13 protein-coding genes are annotated in these 16153 nt (G+C 37.5%); 11 read left to right on the forward strand and 2 right to left on the reverse strand.

Annotated elements, in window-relative coordinates; translation table 11 throughout:
- Positions 1 to 24 precede the first annotated feature (24 nt).
- The 6 genes from LPC09_RS01725 (at position 25) to pruA (ending at position 8778) form a co-directional block, all read left to right on the forward strand.
- Positions 25 to 336 (forward strand): YerC/YecD family TrpR-related protein, encoded by a 312-nt coding sequence (locus tag LPC09_RS01725; protein WP_098797700.1) that lies wholly within the window; start codon positions 25 to 27, stop codon positions 334 to 336.
- Positions 337 to 724: 388 nt separating this feature from the next.
- Complete coding sequence (locus LPC09_RS01730; protein ID WP_098797699.1) at positions 725 to 1417, forward strand: heptaprenylglyceryl phosphate synthase; 693 nt, start codon at positions 725 to 727, stop codon at positions 1415 to 1417.
- Between the two features lie 81 nt (positions 1418 to 1498).
- Positions 1499 to 3727: a DNA helicase PcrA gene (pcrA, locus tag LPC09_RS01735; protein ID WP_098797698.1), complete on the forward strand. Its 2229-nt coding sequence runs from the start codon at positions 1499 to 1501 to the stop codon at positions 3725 to 3727.
- 55 nt (positions 3728 to 3782) lie between these two features.
- Positions 3783 to 5804 carry an NAD-dependent DNA ligase LigA gene (ligA, locus tag LPC09_RS01740; RefSeq protein WP_098797697.1) on the forward strand — a complete coding sequence of 674 codons (2022 nt, stop codon included), beginning with the start codon at positions 3783 to 3785 and terminating at the stop codon, positions 5802 to 5804.
- A gap of 46 nt (positions 5805 to 5850) precedes the next feature.
- Positions 5851 to 7041, forward strand: a complete 1191-nt coding sequence (locus tag LPC09_RS01745) for a CamS family sex pheromone protein (protein WP_231308845.1) — start codon at positions 5851 to 5853, stop codon at positions 7039 to 7041.
- Between the two features lie 189 nt (positions 7042 to 7230).
- A complete protein-coding gene (pruA, locus tag LPC09_RS01750) occupies positions 7231 to 8778 on the forward strand; it encodes an L-glutamate gamma-semialdehyde dehydrogenase (RefSeq protein ID WP_098797696.1) in 1548 nt (515 codons plus the stop codon).
- A 53-nt stretch (positions 8779 to 8831) separates the two neighbouring features.
- Here the strand turns inward: pruA and LPC09_RS01755 are convergent, their stop codons facing one another.
- Entirely contained in the window at positions 8832 to 9251 is a 420-nt protein-coding gene (locus LPC09_RS01755; RefSeq protein WP_098797695.1) for a hypothetical protein, read from the reverse strand.
- A 559-nt stretch (positions 9252 to 9810) separates the two neighbouring features.
- Here LPC09_RS01755 and putP point away from each other — a divergent pair.
- From putP to gatB, 5 genes are all read left to right on the forward strand, one after another.
- Positions 9811 to 11274 carry a sodium/proline symporter PutP gene (gene putP, locus LPC09_RS01760; RefSeq protein ID WP_098797694.1) on the forward strand — a complete coding sequence of 488 codons (1464 nt, stop codon included), beginning with the start codon at positions 9811 to 9813 and terminating at the stop codon, positions 11272 to 11274.
- 117 nt (positions 11275 to 11391) lie between these two features.
- The gene (locus LPC09_RS01765) at positions 11392 to 11778 is read left to right on the forward strand and encodes an Hsp20/alpha crystallin family protein (RefSeq protein WP_098797693.1); all 387 of its coding nucleotides are present in this window, start codon (positions 11392 to 11394) and stop codon (positions 11776 to 11778) included.
- 302 nt (positions 11779 to 12080) lie between these two features.
- Complete coding sequence (gene gatC, locus LPC09_RS01770) at positions 12081 to 12371, forward strand: Asp-tRNA(Asn)/Glu-tRNA(Gln) amidotransferase subunit GatC (RefSeq protein WP_098797692.1); 291 nt, start codon at positions 12081 to 12083, stop codon at positions 12369 to 12371.
- 13 nt (positions 12372 to 12384) lie between these two features.
- Positions 12385 to 13842 (forward strand): Asp-tRNA(Asn)/Glu-tRNA(Gln) amidotransferase subunit GatA, encoded by a 1458-nt coding sequence (gene gatA / locus LPC09_RS01775; RefSeq protein WP_098797691.1) that lies wholly within the window; start codon positions 12385 to 12387, stop codon positions 13840 to 13842.
- A gap of 14 nt (positions 13843 to 13856) precedes the next feature.
- The gene (gene gatB / locus LPC09_RS01780; RefSeq protein WP_098797690.1) at positions 13857 to 15287 is read left to right on the forward strand and encodes an Asp-tRNA(Asn)/Glu-tRNA(Gln) amidotransferase subunit GatB; all 1431 of its coding nucleotides are present in this window, start codon (positions 13857 to 13859) and stop codon (positions 15285 to 15287) included.
- A 37-nt stretch (positions 15288 to 15324) separates the two neighbouring features.
- Here gatB and LPC09_RS01785 read toward each other — a convergent pair whose 3' ends face one another.
- Positions 15325 to 16086, reverse strand: a complete 762-nt coding sequence (locus LPC09_RS01785; protein ID WP_098797689.1) for an AAA family ATPase — start codon at positions 16084 to 16086, stop codon at positions 15325 to 15327.
- Positions 16087 to 16153 lie beyond the last annotated feature (67 nt).

The following is a 16153-nucleotide window of genomic DNA, read 5'->3' on the forward strand; positions in this document are numbered from 1 at the left end:
TAGTAAAAGGAGAATGAATAGATTATGCAAATAGAAAAGCTTCGTGGAAAAGAATTAGATCAACTTTTTCAATCTATTTTGTCATTAAAAGATTTAGAAGAATGTTATCGCTTTTTCGATGATTTATGTACAGTAAACGAAATCCAATCACTTGCACAGCGACTTGAAGTTGCTAGAATGCTACGTGATGGATATACGTATCATAAAATTGAGACAGAGACTGGAGCGAGTACAGCAACGATTTCTCGTGTTAAACGTTGCTTGAATTATGGAAATGACGCTTATACAATGGCTCTAGAACGTGTTCATGGTGAGAAAGAAATAGAAGAAGAATAAAATGAAAAGCACCGATTATAACGGTGCTTTTTATTTTTTACTATTAAATAAAAAAGACTGAGGCTTTCGCTATTAGGACTTAGCGAAAGCTTTAGTTTTCTAAAAAGGTAAGAAAGTATAAAATTTTGTACGTAGTTTTAGTGTCTAGCTCCAGCAGTCTGACTTTTTGGCAAAAAAGTCAGATGCCTAGCCCCTCGAGGTCATAAGCCAATTTGGAATATAAGGCAAAGAGCGCCTTCTATTCCAAATCGTCTTATGCTTGTCGGGGCTGACCAAGGCGCTTGCGCTTTTCTTATCTTCAAGTATCTTCCTCCCCTTTTAAGTTTTTTGCCATCATGTAATTTGCTATAATAGGGAAATGGATGTTTTTGAATGGAGGAGTCCAGTAATGTATGATATTACCGAGTGGAAACATGTTTTTAAACTCGATCCTGATAAAGATATAAGTGATGAAGATTTAGAAAAAATATGTGAGTCTGGAACAGATGCGATTTTAGTTGGTGGAAGTGATAATATAACAGAAGATAATGTGTTAAACCTAATGTCCCGGGTTCGCCGTTATCTTATTCCTTGTGTGTTGGAGGTTTCCACAACCGAATCTATTATTCCTGGTTTTGATCTATATTTTATTCCAACAGTCTTAAATAGTCGTAAAACGAAATGGATGATGGACCTTCATCAAGAAGCTGTGAAGGAATATGGAGATGTCATGAACTGGGATGAAATTATTGTAGAAGGATATTGCATCCTAAATCAAGACTGTAAGGCTGCAGCTTTAACAGATGCTAATACCGAGCTTTCGATTGAAGATGTAAAAGCTTATGCCCGTGTAGCGGAAAATCTGTTTCATCTTCCAATCTTTTACCTGGAATACAGTGGGATGTTAGGGGACCTTGCTGTTGTTGAAGCAACGAAAAAGGTACTTACCAATACAAAACTATTTTATGGTGGAGGAATTACCTCACCAGAAGAAGCTAAAAACTTTGCTAAATATGCTGATGTAGTAGTCGTAGGGAATGTGATCTATGATGACTTAAAGTCAGCACTAAAAACGGTTGATGCAGTGAAAGAAGCAAAATAAATTTCTCCGTCAGCATTATTGAATGATGATAGAGATGACGATAAAATAGAACATATGTTTTAGAAAAGGGTGGTGGACTGGTTGCAATTTTTATCAAATCAGTTACTTGAAGGTTTGAATGATAGGCAACAACAAGCGGTAAAAACAACAGATGGTCCTTTATTGATTATGGCTGGAGCTGGAAGTGGAAAAACAAGAGTATTAACTCATCGAATTGCTTATTTAATGACAGAAAAGCAAATAGCTCCGTGGAATATACTAGCGATTACGTTTACAAACAAAGCAGCAAGAGAGATGAGAGAGAGAATTCAAGGGATCCTCGGTTCTGGCGGAGATGAAATTTGGATTTCTACTTTTCACTCAATGTGTGTAAGAATTTTACGTCGTGATAGTGACAGAATGGGAATTAATCGTAACTTTTCTATTCTTGATACGACAGATCAATTATCAGTTATTAAAACCATTTTAAAAGAGAAAAACCTTGATCCGAAAAAACATGATCCTAGAAGCTTACTAGGGTCCATTAGTAGTGCCAAAAATGAACTGATTACACCAGAAGAATTTGAGAAACAAGCGGGTAGTCATTATGAACAAATTGTTAGCGATATTTATAAGGATTATCAAAAGAAGCTTCGTAAAAATCAGTCGCTAGATTTTGATGACCTCATTATGACAACCATTCAATTATTTCAACGTGTACCAGAAGTGCTTGAATCTTATCAACGAAAATTTCAATATATACATGTTGATGAGTATCAAGATACGAATAGAGCCCAATATATGCTTGTAAAACTATTAGCTGCTCGTTTTCAAAATTTATGTGTTGTTGGTGACTCGGATCAATCGATTTATCGCTGGCGTGGTGCTGACATTGCTAACATTCTTTCATTTGAAAAAGATTATCCTCAAGCAAATGTGATTTTACTGGAACAAAACTATCGTTCTACACAGTTAATTTTACAAGCGGCGAATGAAGTGATTAAACAAAATTCTAACCGTAAAGCTAAAAATCTATGGACAGAGAATCAGCCGGGCTCCAAAATCACCTATTATCGTGCTGACAGTGAATCAGCCGAAGGGCAGTTTGTTGCCGGAAAGATTAAGCAGTTAGTTGATTCAGGTCAAAGAAAGCTTTCTGACATTGCGATTTTATATCGTACAAATGCTCAATCTCGTATTATTGAGGAAGTTTTGCTGAAGTCGAACTTGAATTATACAATTGTTGGAGGTATTAAGTTCTACGATCGTAAAGAGATTAAAGATTTACTTGCTTACCTTCGATTAATTGCTAATCCAGATGATGATATTAGCTTAGCTCGTGTTATAAATGTGCCAAAACGTGGTGTTGGTTCAACTTCCTTTGATAAAATCGCAAATTATGCAATAGACAATGACTTATCAATCTTTCGGGCTTTAGAGGAAATTGAGCAAATTGGTGTGAGCGCAAGAGTAATCAATGCTCTTACAGATTTCCGTGAATTGATACGAAATCTAGGGAATATGCAGGATTATCTGTCGGTAACAGAGCTTGCTGAAGAAATTATTGAGAAGAGCGGATATAGAGAAATGCTTAAACAGGAAAAAACGTTAGAGGCACAAAGTCGCTTAGAAAATATCGATGAGTTCTTATCTGTTACTCAAACCTTTGAAAAACAAAATGATGATAAGAGTCTTGTTGCCTTTTTAACTGATTTAGCACTTGTTTCAGACATTGATAAACTAGATGAAGAAGAGCAGGAGCAAAGTGATGCACTTGTATTAATGACGCTTCACTCTGCAAAAGGTCTTGAATTCCCTGTTGTCTTTTTAATCGGACTTGAAGAAGGTGTCTTCCCTCATAGTCGTTCCTTAATGGAAGAAGATGAGATGGAGGAGGAGCGCCGTCTTGCCTATGTAGGAATTACGAGAGCAGAGCAGGAACTTTTCCTTTCGAATGCTCAAATGCGTACGTTATTTGGTAAGACGAATATGAATCCAGAATCTCGCTTTATTAGAGAAATTCCAAGTGAATTAATTGAAAATCTGAACGAACAAGCAAAGAAATCTGTTTCATCCTTCAACGCAGCACGTCGTCAAGAACGTCAAGAAAAGCGTCCACCTGTATCTAGACCTGTAGTCACACCTTCATCAACAGGGGGAGAAGCTTTTTCTTGGGCTGTTGGTGATAAAGCTGAACATAAAAAATGGGGAATTGGTACAGTCGTGAGTGTAAAAGGCTCCGGAGAAGGAAAGGAATTAGATATCGCTTTTCCAAGCCCAGTCGGAATAAAACGACTATTAGCTGCATTTGCACCTATTAATCGGGTTTAAAAATAGACGTAGTAATTTACAAACCAATTTTCGGTAGAAAGGATTGGATATCTTAATGGATAAACAATCAGCACAAGAGAGGGCTCATGCTCTTCATGAGTTATTAAACACGTATAATTATGAATATTATATACTTGATCAACCAAGCGTTTCGGATGCAGAATATGATCGGCTTATCCAGGAACTTTCAAAGCTTGAGGCAGATTATCCAGAACTGAAAACACCAGATTCACCTACACAAAGGGTAGGCGGTGGTGTTCTTGACTCTTTTCAAAAGGTTGTGCACAGAACACCAATGCTTAGCCTTGGAAATGCCTTCAATGACCAAGACTTACGTGATTTTGACCGACGAGTAAGACAAGCAGTTGGTGATGATGTTCAATATGTTGTTGAATTAAAAATTGATGGCTTGGCTGTTTCTCTACGCTACGAAAATGGGTTGTTCGTTCAAGGAGCAACGCGTGGAGATGGGACAACTGGTGAGGATATAACGGAAAACTTAAAAACGGTTCGTTCTATTCCACTAAAACTTAAAACAAATGTTTCTCTTGAGGCTCGAGGAGAAGTATTTATGCCTAAGTCCTCCTTTGAGAAATTAAATGAGCTCCGTTTACAGCTTGAAGAAGAGCCGTTTGCCAATCCAAGGAATGCAGCTGCTGGGTCTATAAGGCAGCTCGACCCTAAAATTGCTGCAAAAAGAAATTTGGACATTTTTGTTTACAGCATTGCGGATTTAGGTGGAACAGGTATTGATAGACATAGCGAAGCGTTAGACTTTTTAGAAAAAGAAGGTTTTAAAACAAATAAAGAGCGAAGAAAATGTGATAGCATTGACGAAGTCATCTCTCTAATTGAAAACCTTCAAGAAAAAAGAGCCTCTCTACCCTATGATATTGATGGAATCGTAATAAAGGTGGATTCTCTCGCTCAACAAGATGAATTAGGATTTACAGCAAAAAGTCCTCGGTGGGCTGTTGCCTATAAGTTTCCTGCAGAAGAAGTAACAACGAAGCTGTTAAATATTGAATTAAGTGTAGGAAGAACAGGTGTGATCACACCAACGGCTATTTTAGAGCCAGTTCGAGTAGCGGGGACAACTGTTCAACGTGCTTCTCTTCATAACGAGGATTTGATTAGGGAAAAAGATATTAAAATTGGTGATACAGTTGTTGTGAAAAAAGCTGGTGACATTATTCCTGAGGTTGTTAATGTGTTAGTAGAACAACGTACCGGAGAAGAACAGACTTTTACTATGCCGACGAATTGCCCTGCCTGTGAGAGTGAGCTTGTTCGAATCGAAGGAGAAGTTGCACTACGTTGCATAAACCCTCAATGTCCAGCTCAAATCCAAGAGGGGTTAATTCACTTTGTTTCAAGAAATGCGATGAATATTGATGGCCTTGGAGAACGTGTTGTTGCTCAATTGTTTCAAGAGGGATTAATTAAAGATGTTGCTGATTTATACCGACTAACAAGAGAACAATTGCTTCAACTTGAAAGAATGGGTGAAAAATCAACAGATAACCTATTAAATGCGATTGAACAATCAAAGGGAAATTCCCTTGAGCGACTGCTTTTTGGGTTGGGGATTCGCCATGTTGGAGCGAAAGCAGCGAAAACTTTAGCACAACAATATGAGACGATTGAAAATCTTCAACAAACAACTTTGGAAGAGCTAATTGCCATAAATGAAATTGGTGAAAAAATGGCGGATGCTATTACAACTTACTTCCAAAATCCTGATGTGGAGCATCTTATTAGTGAGCTTCAGTCACTAGGTGTTAATACAGCCTATAAAGGGACGAAGCTAGTTAAGCCTGAGGATAGTGACTCTTATTTTGCTGGAAAAACAATTGTTCTAACAGGAAAGCTAGAGCAATTATCAAGGAATGAAGCAAAAGAAAGAATTGAAGCCTTAGGTGGGAAAGTCACAGGAAGTGTTAGTAAAAGCACAGATCTTGTTATTGCAGGTGAGGCAGCAGGAAGCAAGCTTAAGAAAGCGGAAGACTTAAAGATTGAAGTATGGGATGAAAACAGACTAGTAGAAGAATTAGATAACGAGGGTCAGTCATCATAACAAACAGTCCTAGCGAAATGTATAAAATAAGAGGTGTGGACTTAAATTGAAAAAGAAACTATTCATGGTGTTAACAAGCGTGTTTCTATTAACTGCCTGTGCACCTAATTTTGGAGAGCAAGAGGAAATCGTGCAGGAAACGGAGGATGAATCAAAGGAAACAGCGATCATCCCTAAATATAATATTTCAGATAGTTACTACAGAATGATCTTACCTTTCAAACCAGGGGAAGCGAGAGGACTTGTTTCACAGCAGTTAAACACACGCCTGGATATTGATGAATTTGAAACAGGATTAATGAGAGTGGCGCAAGATACATTCCCAACTGAAAAGGAGTACTTATATCAAGAGGGACAGTACTTAAAAGGTGATGTAATTAACAGCTGGTTAAAAAGAAAGTTAACAGGAAAAAAATTAGAAGAGACCCAGGCCGAAGCCAAAGAAGATGATAAGGAATATATAGAGCTTGGCCTAAATCCAGCACTTCCTGAGGGTACTGACAACCTGGAACAAAAAAATAAAGAAAATCCAATTTACTTAGCTCACATGCTTGAGCATAACTACTTAATTCGTAAAGACGATACAGTGGAATTGGGCGGCGTTGTGATCGGGTTAGCAATGAATTCTGTTTACTATTTTAAACAAGAAGATGGATATGCTAGAGAGCATAAAATTAGTAGAGAAGAAATACTATCTAAAGGGAACGAAATAGCACAGGAAGTTATTAATCGAGTAAGAAAAACAAAAGGATTAGAAAATGTTCCAATTGTAATTGCTTTATATGAGCAAGAAGAAAAATCCTCGATTGTACCCGGTAACTTTATTGCTAAAAACGTAGTAAAACAAGGTAGCAATTCTTTAAGTAAATGGGAAGAAATTGATGAAGAATATTACTTTTTCCCATCAACAGAAGCAACAAGCGTTTATCGTGATGATGCACAAATGTTTAACCGATTTAAGCAGGATATTGAAGAGTTTTTCCCTAATTACACCGGGGTGATCGGAAAAGCATTTTATAAAAATGGTGAATTAAACTACTTGGATATTGAAATTCCAATGCAATTCTATGGAAAAGCTGAGGTTGTTGCTTTTACCCAATTTGTTACAGGAAAGGTAATGGATTACTTCCCAGATTACATTTCGCTTGAAGTGAATATCATGTCCAACTCTGATCAAGAAGCTCTTGTTCTAAAAGAACCAAATCAAGAAACTCCAACAGTTCATATATATAAATAAAAAAACAAGCTAAGATGTGCTCTTAGCTTGTTTTTTTATGCTTGAAAATAGATTTGATGTATTTATCATTTCTATATATATGGCTGCATACGAATGAAGCATGAATGGTTAAAGGCATGGAAATGTTTTTAACTATTCTTTTTTGGTCCGATAACTTTCAGGTTATTTTCTCTTAGGAGGCGAAGGAATATGGTAGTACCTTACAAGCACGAACCGTTTACTGATTTTTCTGTAGAAGAAAATAAACAGGCACTAGAGGACGGCTTTCATGTTGTTAAATCTTATTTAAATAATGATTATGATTTAGTGATTGGTGGAAAGCGCTATTCAACAAAAGATAAAATTGTTTCAGTAAATCCGGCAAATAAGCAGGAAGTGGTAGGTACCGTCTCAAAGGCAACGAAAGAACATGCGGAGCAAGCGATGCAAATTGCTGATCAAACATTTAACACATGGCGTAAAACAAAGCCTGAAATGAGAGCGGACATTTTATTCCGTGCAGCAGCTATTGTTCGCAGACGTAAGCATGAGTTTTCCGCATTATTAATAAAAGAAGTAGGGAAACCTTGGAATGAAGCTGATGCTGATACAGCGGAAGCCATTGATTTCATGGAATATTACGGACGGCAAATGCTAGATTTAAAAGATGGTATTTCTGTAGAAAGTCGCCCAATTGAATACAACCGATTTAATTACATACCACTTGGTGTTGGTATTGTGATTTCTCCATGGAATTTTGCCTTTGCTATTATGGCAGGAATGACAGCCGCAGCTCTTGTGTCTGGTAACACGGTATTGTTGAAGCCTGCAAGTGCAACTCCTGTTGTTGCGGCAAAGTTTATTGAGGTTTTAGAGGAAGCTGGCTTACCTGCTGGTGTTGTTAATTATGTACCTGGAAGTGGTTCGGAAGTTGGTGACTATTTAGTTGATCACCCTCGTACTAGATTTATTAGCTTTACAGGCTCTAGAGATGTAGGTGTGAGAATTTATGAACGAGCGGCCAAAGTACATGAAGGGCAAAAATGGCTCAAGCGTGTGATTGCAGAAATGGGTGGTAAAGATACGATCGTTGTAGACCAGTCAGCTGATTTAGAATTGGCTGCACAATCCATTGTGGCATCTGCCTTTGGCTTCTCTGGACAAAAATGTTCTGCTTGTTCTCGTGCTGTCATTCTCGAAGATGTATACCAACCCGTGTTAGACAGAGTAATTGAACTTACTAAAAATCTTTCAGTCGGAGAAACAAAAGATCGTTCTGTAAATATGGGACCTGTTATTGATCAAGCAGCCTACGATAAGATTATGAGTTATATTGAGATTGGAAAAGAAGAAGGGCGTCTAGTAGCAGGAGGAAAAGGGGATGATTCAAAAGGCTACTTCATTGAGCCGACCGTGTTTGCCGACGTAGATGAAAATGCACGCCTTATGAAGGAAGAAATCTTTGGCCCTGTTGTTGCATTCTGTAAGGCTAAGGATTTTGACCATGCTCTTGAAATTGCTAACAATACTGACTATGGTTTAACAGGTGCAGTGTTAACAAATAATCGGGAGCATATTGAAAAGGCAAGAGAAGATTTCCATGTTGGAAACCTTTATTTTAACCGTGGTTGTACAGGTGCTATTGTTGGTTATCAACCGTTTGGTGGATTTAATATGTCTGGAACAGATTCTAAAGCAGGTGGACCAGATTATTTACTTCTTCATATGCAAGCAAAAACAACATCCGAAATGCTATAAAAGACAAAGGGGCTGTCCATTTCTCTGGACGCCCCTTTTAATTGTCTATATTTTTACCCATTCCAATAAAGGCGTTCTTCACCGTTCTCCTGTTGAGTATAGGGTTCATATTCAACAGCCTCATTTATTTCCTCATTCAACTGTGGCTTTATTTGCTTGTTGTTCGATCTGGTTTCTTCAATAGGGGCTTGTCTTTGTGTTGAAAGAGCTTTAATAAGTTCGGAGGTAAGCTCACTACGCTTTTGGTACTCCATAATAAACGCAGCGAGGGCAATAATTAATCCACCGCCTACTAAACAAGTTAAATATGGTCCAAGAGATCCAATCAATTGTAACAGCATAAATTGAACAGAGCCGCCGTACATCTCTCTTTCTTCCTCTACAGCTTTAAATGCCATGGATACATGATTTATTATACCGCCTGCTCCAAGCAGGATTAATAACCCACCAAAGCCAATTAAAAATTTTTTCAACGATATCACTCCTGACGGAAATTATCCTTGTCCAATTTTATCATGAATGGAGAGTTTCCTCCAGAAATTCAAAAAAACCCCATTCAATAAAAAAGGAAAAAGTGAAAAAAATCCACCTATAAATCTAAATAAATTAGGAACGAGATAGACAATTCTCATCAAAAATCATGTGCAAAACCTCGACTTTTGCGAACTTAATTTTATAAATTTTTATGAATAGATATAATCTATAGTAGGATATTCTGCCTATTTAATGCGCTTTTATGAATATTTATTCATTTCCCATTTTTGTCCCAATCGGAAAATTTGTTCGGTTTGTCAAACTATGTTAACATATTATACGAGTTTTGCCTGTAGTTGTCCTATTAAACTCTTTTTATTCATTCATCATGAAATTGCATAAGCCTGCATAAGGATTTGGTGATAGCTCATTTAGGAGGTGAAGCATTCATGGAACATGCATTATCTGGAGCAACGTGGTTTTGGTTATTTGTCCCAATGTTAGCATTAGTGGCACTATCAATCATTACAAACTTTACAGAAAGGGAGTGAGGAATTAGTGGAAACAGGTGTTTTAGTAACATTTATCATTTATTTAGTAGGTATGTTAGGAATCGGGATCGCTGCATACAGAATGACTAGTAATCTTTCAGATTATGTTTTAGGTGGTAGACGACTTGGACCTGGTGTTGCAGCACTTAGTGCCGGTGCATCGGATATGAGTAGTTGGTTACTGTTAGGTTTACCTGGTGCGGTTTATGCATCTGGTGGTATGAATCAAATTTGGATTGCAGTAGGTTTAGCAATTGGTGCGTATTTAAACTGGCAATTCGTTGCAAAACGTCTTCGTACGTATACAGAAGTTGCTAACGACTCGATTACAATTCCAGATTTCTTTGAAAATCGTTTTAAAGATGGCTCTAAGCTATTACGTGTTATCTCGGCATTAGTTATTTTGTTATTCTTTACGTTCTATACTTCTTCAGGTATGGTTGGGGGAGCGAAGTTGTTTGAAGCTTCATTCGGCCTATCTTATACACAATCACTTTGGATTGGTGCAATTGTTATCATTTCCTACACATTCCTTGGAGGTTTCTTAGCGGTAAGTTGGACTGATTTTATTCAAGGAATTTTAATGTTCTTAGCATTAATTGTTGTACCGATTGTTGCGGTTAACAAGCTTGGTGGCTGGGGTGAAACAGTAAGCTCAGTTGGTGAAATTGATCCAATTTATCTTGATGCATTTTCGGGTATGTCAGCATTAGCGATTATTTCTTTACTTGCATGGGGATTAGGATACTTTGGTCAGCCTCATATTTTAACTCGTTTTATGGCATTACGTTCTAAAAAAGATGTACCAAAAGCACGTATGATCGGTACAATTTGGATGGTATTTGCTTTATTCGGAGCGATCTTCACAGGATTCGCTGGTATCGCTTACTTTGCGGATGCTCCAATTGCGGATGGAGAGCAAGTATTCATTATGTTCACACAAGTTCTATTTGATCCTTGGGTATCTGGTATTCTATTAGCTGCGATCTTAGCTGCTATTATGAGTACAATTGATTCACAGCTATTAGTATCATCAAGTGCTGTAGCAGAGGATTTCTATAAATCTATTTTAAGAAAAGAAGCTTCTGAAAAAGAACTAGTATGGGTTGGTCGTATCTCAGTTGCGGCTATTGCATTGATTGCTATTTTACTAGCTTCAAATCCAGACAGCTCTGTATTAGATTTAGTAAGTTATGCTTGGGCAGGATTTGGCGCTGCATTTGGTCCTGTAATCATTCTCTCCCTTTTCTGGAAACGAATGAATCGTTGGGGAGCATTGGCTGGAATGATCGTAGGAGCAGTTACAGTTGTAGTATGGAAACAATTAACGACTTCAGGGGCTATTTCATTTAGCCTTTATGAAATCGTACCAGGTTTCATCTTAGCATGGATTGCTGTCCTAGTTGTCAGCTTAGCGACAGGAGCTCCTTCTAAAGAAATTGAAGAAGAGTTCGAACAAGCAAAAGCATAAATTTCATGAAAAAGTAGGGGCCTCAGTCAGGCTCCTACTTTTTGTTATTGTTTAATAGGGGCAAATTCCTCAATGCTTCATAAGATATAGTAATGATAATTTGAGGAGGGGTGTGCCATGAGGAATAATGATCCGATGAGGATGATCAATGAGTTTTTTCAAAGTCGTCCAAAGCGTACACTTTTAGATTCCATTGATGATGCGTTTCGTAAAACAGCATCAACAGCAGGTTTTTCAGTTGATGTTAAGGAAACATCTGAACACTTCAATATTCTTGCTGAATTACCTGGTGTGCCGAAAGAAGATATTAATGTAGAAATTCGGGGTGACGATGTGGTAATTGAAGTAAAAGAACAAAGCCATCAAGACAGGAACGTCGGTGGAGTTCAAAGTGTATCATTGCCTCATTATGTATTGAGACGAAATATGAAGGCTAGTTATAAACATGGCTTGCTGAAGATTCAGCTAGATAAAAAGAAGCCGAAGAAGATTGAGATTGAATAATTGAGGAGCCGCTAGCATGGTGCTAGCGGTTTGTTTGTGACGTGGCGATTTTGTCGAAAAACTATTATATTTAGGAATTTGGCTAATAAAAGTACTAAAACAGCAAATAAACTCTTAAGAGACGTCAAATAAAACATTTAAAGAAACAGCAAATAAATCGTGAAAATTGGTAAATAAAAATACGAGGAGACAACTTTGCCCCAACTGTGGTTGCTTTTCTCTACAATTGTTGATTAAATATATGTTCATTTGGTATCATCAGAGTATTGTGATTGTACGATTTTGTGGAGGTGAGAGGAAAGATGTCTAGAATTTCGACAGATCAAGTAAAGCACGTTGCAAATTTAGCTCGTTTAGCCATTACTGAAGATGATGCAGAGCTTTTTGCCAAGCAATTAGATGCCATTATTACGTTTGCTGAGCAGTTAAACGAAGTAGATACAGAAAATGTGAAACCAACATCTCATGTGTTAGACATGAAAAATGTGATGAGAGAAGATGTTCCGAAAAAAGGTTTAGACAATGAAGAAGTTGTTAAAAATGCGCCAGATCATGAAGATGGATATATTCGTGTACCATCTATCTTAGAATAAGGGAGGGACAAGCATGGCACTTTTTGATCACAAAATATCAGAATTAAAAGAACTTTTACATAAAAAAGAAATCACTGTTTCTGATTTAGTTGACGAATCTTATAAACGAATTCAAGAAGTTGACGATAAAGTTGGTGCGTTTCTTGCGTTAAATGAAGATCAAGCACGTACATATGCGAAAGAATTAGATGAAGCATTAGATAGCCGAAATGAATTCGGGTTATTATTTGGTATGCCGATCGGTGTAAAAGATAATATCGTTACGAAAGGTCTACGCACAACATGTGCAAGTAAAATCTTAGAAAACTTTGATCCTATTTATGATGCAACAGTCGTAAAGCATCTTCAAAATGCTGAGGCTGTTACAATTGGAAAATTAAATATGGACGAGTTTGCAATGGGCTCTTCAACAGAAAACTCTAGCATAAAGCCAACACGTAATCCATGGAATCTTGAAACTGTTCCAGGGGGATCAAGTGGTGGTTCTGCGGCGGCGGTTGCAGCAGGAGAGGTTCCGTTCTCATTAGGATCTGATACAGGTGGTTCCATTCGTCAACCTGCAGCATTTTGTGGAGTTGTTGGCTTAAAACCTACATATGGACGTGTGTCTCGTTTTGGTTTGGTAGCATTTGCGTCATCACTAGATCAAATTGGACCTGTAACACGTTCTGTTGAAGACAACGCATTTCTTTTACAAGCCATTTCTGGAGTTGATGAAATGGACTCAACATCAGCAAATGTAGAAGTACCAGATTTTCTGTCTTCTCTAACAGGTGATGTAAAAGGCTTAAAAATCGCTGTGCCGAAAGAATACCTAGGCGAAGGTGTAACCGAAGAAGTAAAGCAATCTGTACTTGATGCTCTTAAAGTATTAGAAGGACTTGGTGCAACATGGGAAGAGGTATCGTTACCACATTCTAAATATGCACTGGCAACTTATTATTTATTATCTTCATCAGAAGCATCTGCCAACTTAGCTCGTTTTGATGGTGTTCGTTATGGCCATCGTTCAGATAACGCAGAGAACTTAATTGAATTATACAAGCAAAGCCGTGCAGAAGGCTTCGGTAATGAAGTAAAACGTCGTATTATGCTTGGAACATATGCATTAAGCTCTGGATACTATGATGCTTATTATAAAAAGGCACAAAAAGTTCGTACATTAATTAAAAAAGACTTTGAAGATGTGTTTGAAAAATATGATGTAATTATTGGACCTACTACTCCAACACCTGCGTTTAAAATTGGTGAAAACGTTAAAGAACCGATGACAATGTATGCAAACGATATTTTAACTATTCCTGTTAACTTAGCAGGTGTGCCAGGAATCTCTGTTCCATGTGGCTTATCAAATGGATTACCACTAGGATTACAAATTATCGGAAAGCATTTTGATGAAAGCACAGTTTACCGCGTTGCACATGCGTTCGAGCAAGCAACAGATCATCATAAAGCAAAACCTGAATTGTAAGGGGTGAGAAAATAATGGAATATGAAACGGTCATAGGACTTGAAGTTCACGTTGAGTTAAAAACAGATTCAAAAATCTTTTCAAGTGCGCCTAACCACTTTGGTGCAGAACCAAATACAAATACAACAGTTGTCGAGCTAGGGTATCCTGGTGTTTTACCTGTTTTAAATAAAAAAGTAGTTGATTTCGCAATGAAGGCTTGTATGGCATTAAACTGTGAGGTTGCGACTGAAACAAAATTTGATCGTAAAAATTACTTTTATCCAGATAACCCAAAAGCTTATCAAATCTCTCAATTTGATAAACCGATCGGTGAAAACGGCTGGATTGATATTGAAGTAAATGGTGAAACGAAACGTATCGGGATTACTCGTATTCATATGGAAGAAGATGCTGGTAAATTGATTCACTCAAATGATGGCTATTCTTTAGTTGACTTAAACCGTCAAGGAACACCACTTATTGAGATCGTATCTGAGCCAGATATCCGTACACCAGAGGAAGCATATGCTTATTTAGAAAAGCTAAAAGCAATCATCCAGTATACGGAGGTTTCTGATTGTAAAATGGAGGAAGGCTCACTTCGTTGTGATGCAAACATTTCTCTTCGTCCTGTTGGTCAGGAAGAATTCGGAACAAAAACGGAGCTTAAAAACCTAAACTCCTTTGCGTTTGTTCAAAAAGGATTAGAATATGAAGAAAAGCGTCAAGAAAAGGTTCTTCGTTCAGGTGGTGTGATTGAACAGGAAACACGCCGTTATGATGAAGCAACAAAGAAAACAATCTTAATGCGTGTAAAAGAAGGTTCTGATGATTACCGTTACTTCCCAGAACCAGATCTTGTTGAGCTTTACATCGATGATGAGTGGAAGGAAAGAATTCGTGTTTCCATTCCTGAGCTTCCAGACGCACGTCGTAAACGTTATATCGATGAGCTGGGGTTACCTGAATATGATGCGCAAGTATTAACGATGACAAAAGAAATGTCCGATTTCTTTGAAGCAACATTGGCCGTTGGTGCTGAAGCAAAACAAGCTTCAAACTGGGTTATGGGTGAAGTTTCTGCCTATCTGAACGCTGAAGGAAAAGAACTAAACGATGTAGCTCTTACACCAGAAGGTTTAGCTGGTATGATTAAACTCATTGAAAATGGGACAATTTCTTCAAAAATTGCGAAGCAGGTTTTCAAGGAGCTAATTGAAAACGGTGGAGATCCGGAACAGATTGTAAAAGATAAAGGCTTAGTACAAATTTCTGATGATGAAACTCTACGTAAATTTGTAAACGAAGCAATCGATGCAAATCCACAATCTGTTGATGACTTCAAAAACGGTAAACAAAAAGCGATTGGTTTCTTAGTTGGTCAAATTATGAAAGCAACTAAAGGTCAAGCTAACCCACCAATGGTAAACAAGCTGTTGATGGAAGAAATTCAAAAAAGATAAGAAAAAAGAGAGATCTGCAACAAAGTAGATCTCTCTTTTAATGGGGATCATCATGAAATAAGTGGTGAAGAAGTCTTTCTTTATTTGTAAAAAATTGCTTCATTATTGAATAATGATTTGTGTTTTCAAGTGTGGTCTCATGGATTCCATCTTCGGTTAATTCAAGAATCTTTGCTGAAGGGTAGGCCATAATCAACGGTGAATGGGTAGCAATAATAAATTGAGATTGATCTTTGACGAGCTCATCAATTCTTGTGATCATTGATAGCTGACGCAATGGGGAAAGGGCCGCTTCTGGTTCATCTAATAAATAAATGCCTTGTCCGCGAAATCGATTCATAAAGGTAGCAAAAAAAGATTCGCCATGTGATTGCTCGTGAAGCGAAACACCACCAAAAGAATCAATAACATGAGGAGCATCACCTTCTCTATCCATTTCTTCTATACTTGAAGCCACGTTATAAAAACTTTCAGCACGAAGGAAGAAGCTATCTTTAGGTTTGACAGTCCCTTTAATTAGTTTAAGGTAGTGATCTAGTTCAGAGTGAGAATCATAAGTTGAAAAGTTAAAGTTAAGCGAACCACCTTCAGCATTAAACCCAATTGCAAGGGCAATAGCTTCTAATAGAGTAGATTTGCCCATTCCATTTTCTCCAACTAAAAAAGTAACATGAGGATGAAGCTCTAACTCATCAAGAGATTTCACACTAGGAAGGTTAAATGGATACTTTCTAAATGAAGGAACTTCCTCTCTTTTTAGTTGAATTCGACGTATATATTGATCATTTAATCCATCCATAGATTTCCCTTCTTTCCGGCTTTAATTGCTTTATATTGTAACAATTTTACAATGATTTAGCATGAAA

This window comes from Metabacillus sp. B2-18, assembly GCF_021117275.1.
In the GTDB taxonomy this organism is placed as follows: Bacteria; Bacillota; Bacilli; order Bacillales; family Bacillaceae; genus Metabacillus.

Coding starts and splice junctions, on each gene's coding strand:
- ligA (WP_098797697.1), top strand. CDS start 3,783: ATGGATAAACAATCAGCACAAGAGAGGGCTCATGCTCTTCATGAGTTA.
- LPC09_RS01730 (WP_098797699.1), top strand. CDS start 725: ATGTATGATATTACCGAGTGGAAACATGTTTTTAAACTCGATCCTGAT.
- gatA (WP_098797691.1), top strand. CDS start 12,385: ATGGCACTTTTTGATCACAAAATATCAGAATTAAAAGAACTTTTACAT.
- pruA (WP_098797696.1), top strand. CDS start 7,231: ATGGTAGTACCTTACAAGCACGAACCGTTTACTGATTTTTCTGTAGAA.
- LPC09_RS01765 (WP_098797693.1), top strand. CDS start 11,392: ATGAGGAATAATGATCCGATGAGGATGATCAATGAGTTTTTTCAAAGT.
- gatC (WP_098797692.1), top strand. CDS start 12,081: ATGTCTAGAATTTCGACAGATCAAGTAAAGCACGTTGCAAATTTAGCT.
- LPC09_RS01785 (WP_098797689.1), bottom strand. CDS start 16,086: ATGGATGGATTAAATGATCAATATATACGTCGAATTCAACTAAAAAGA.
- LPC09_RS01725 (WP_098797700.1), top strand. CDS start 25: ATGCAAATAGAAAAGCTTCGTGGAAAAGAATTAGATCAACTTTTTCAA.
- gatB (WP_098797690.1), top strand. CDS start 13,857: ATGGAATATGAAACGGTCATAGGACTTGAAGTTCACGTTGAGTTAAAA.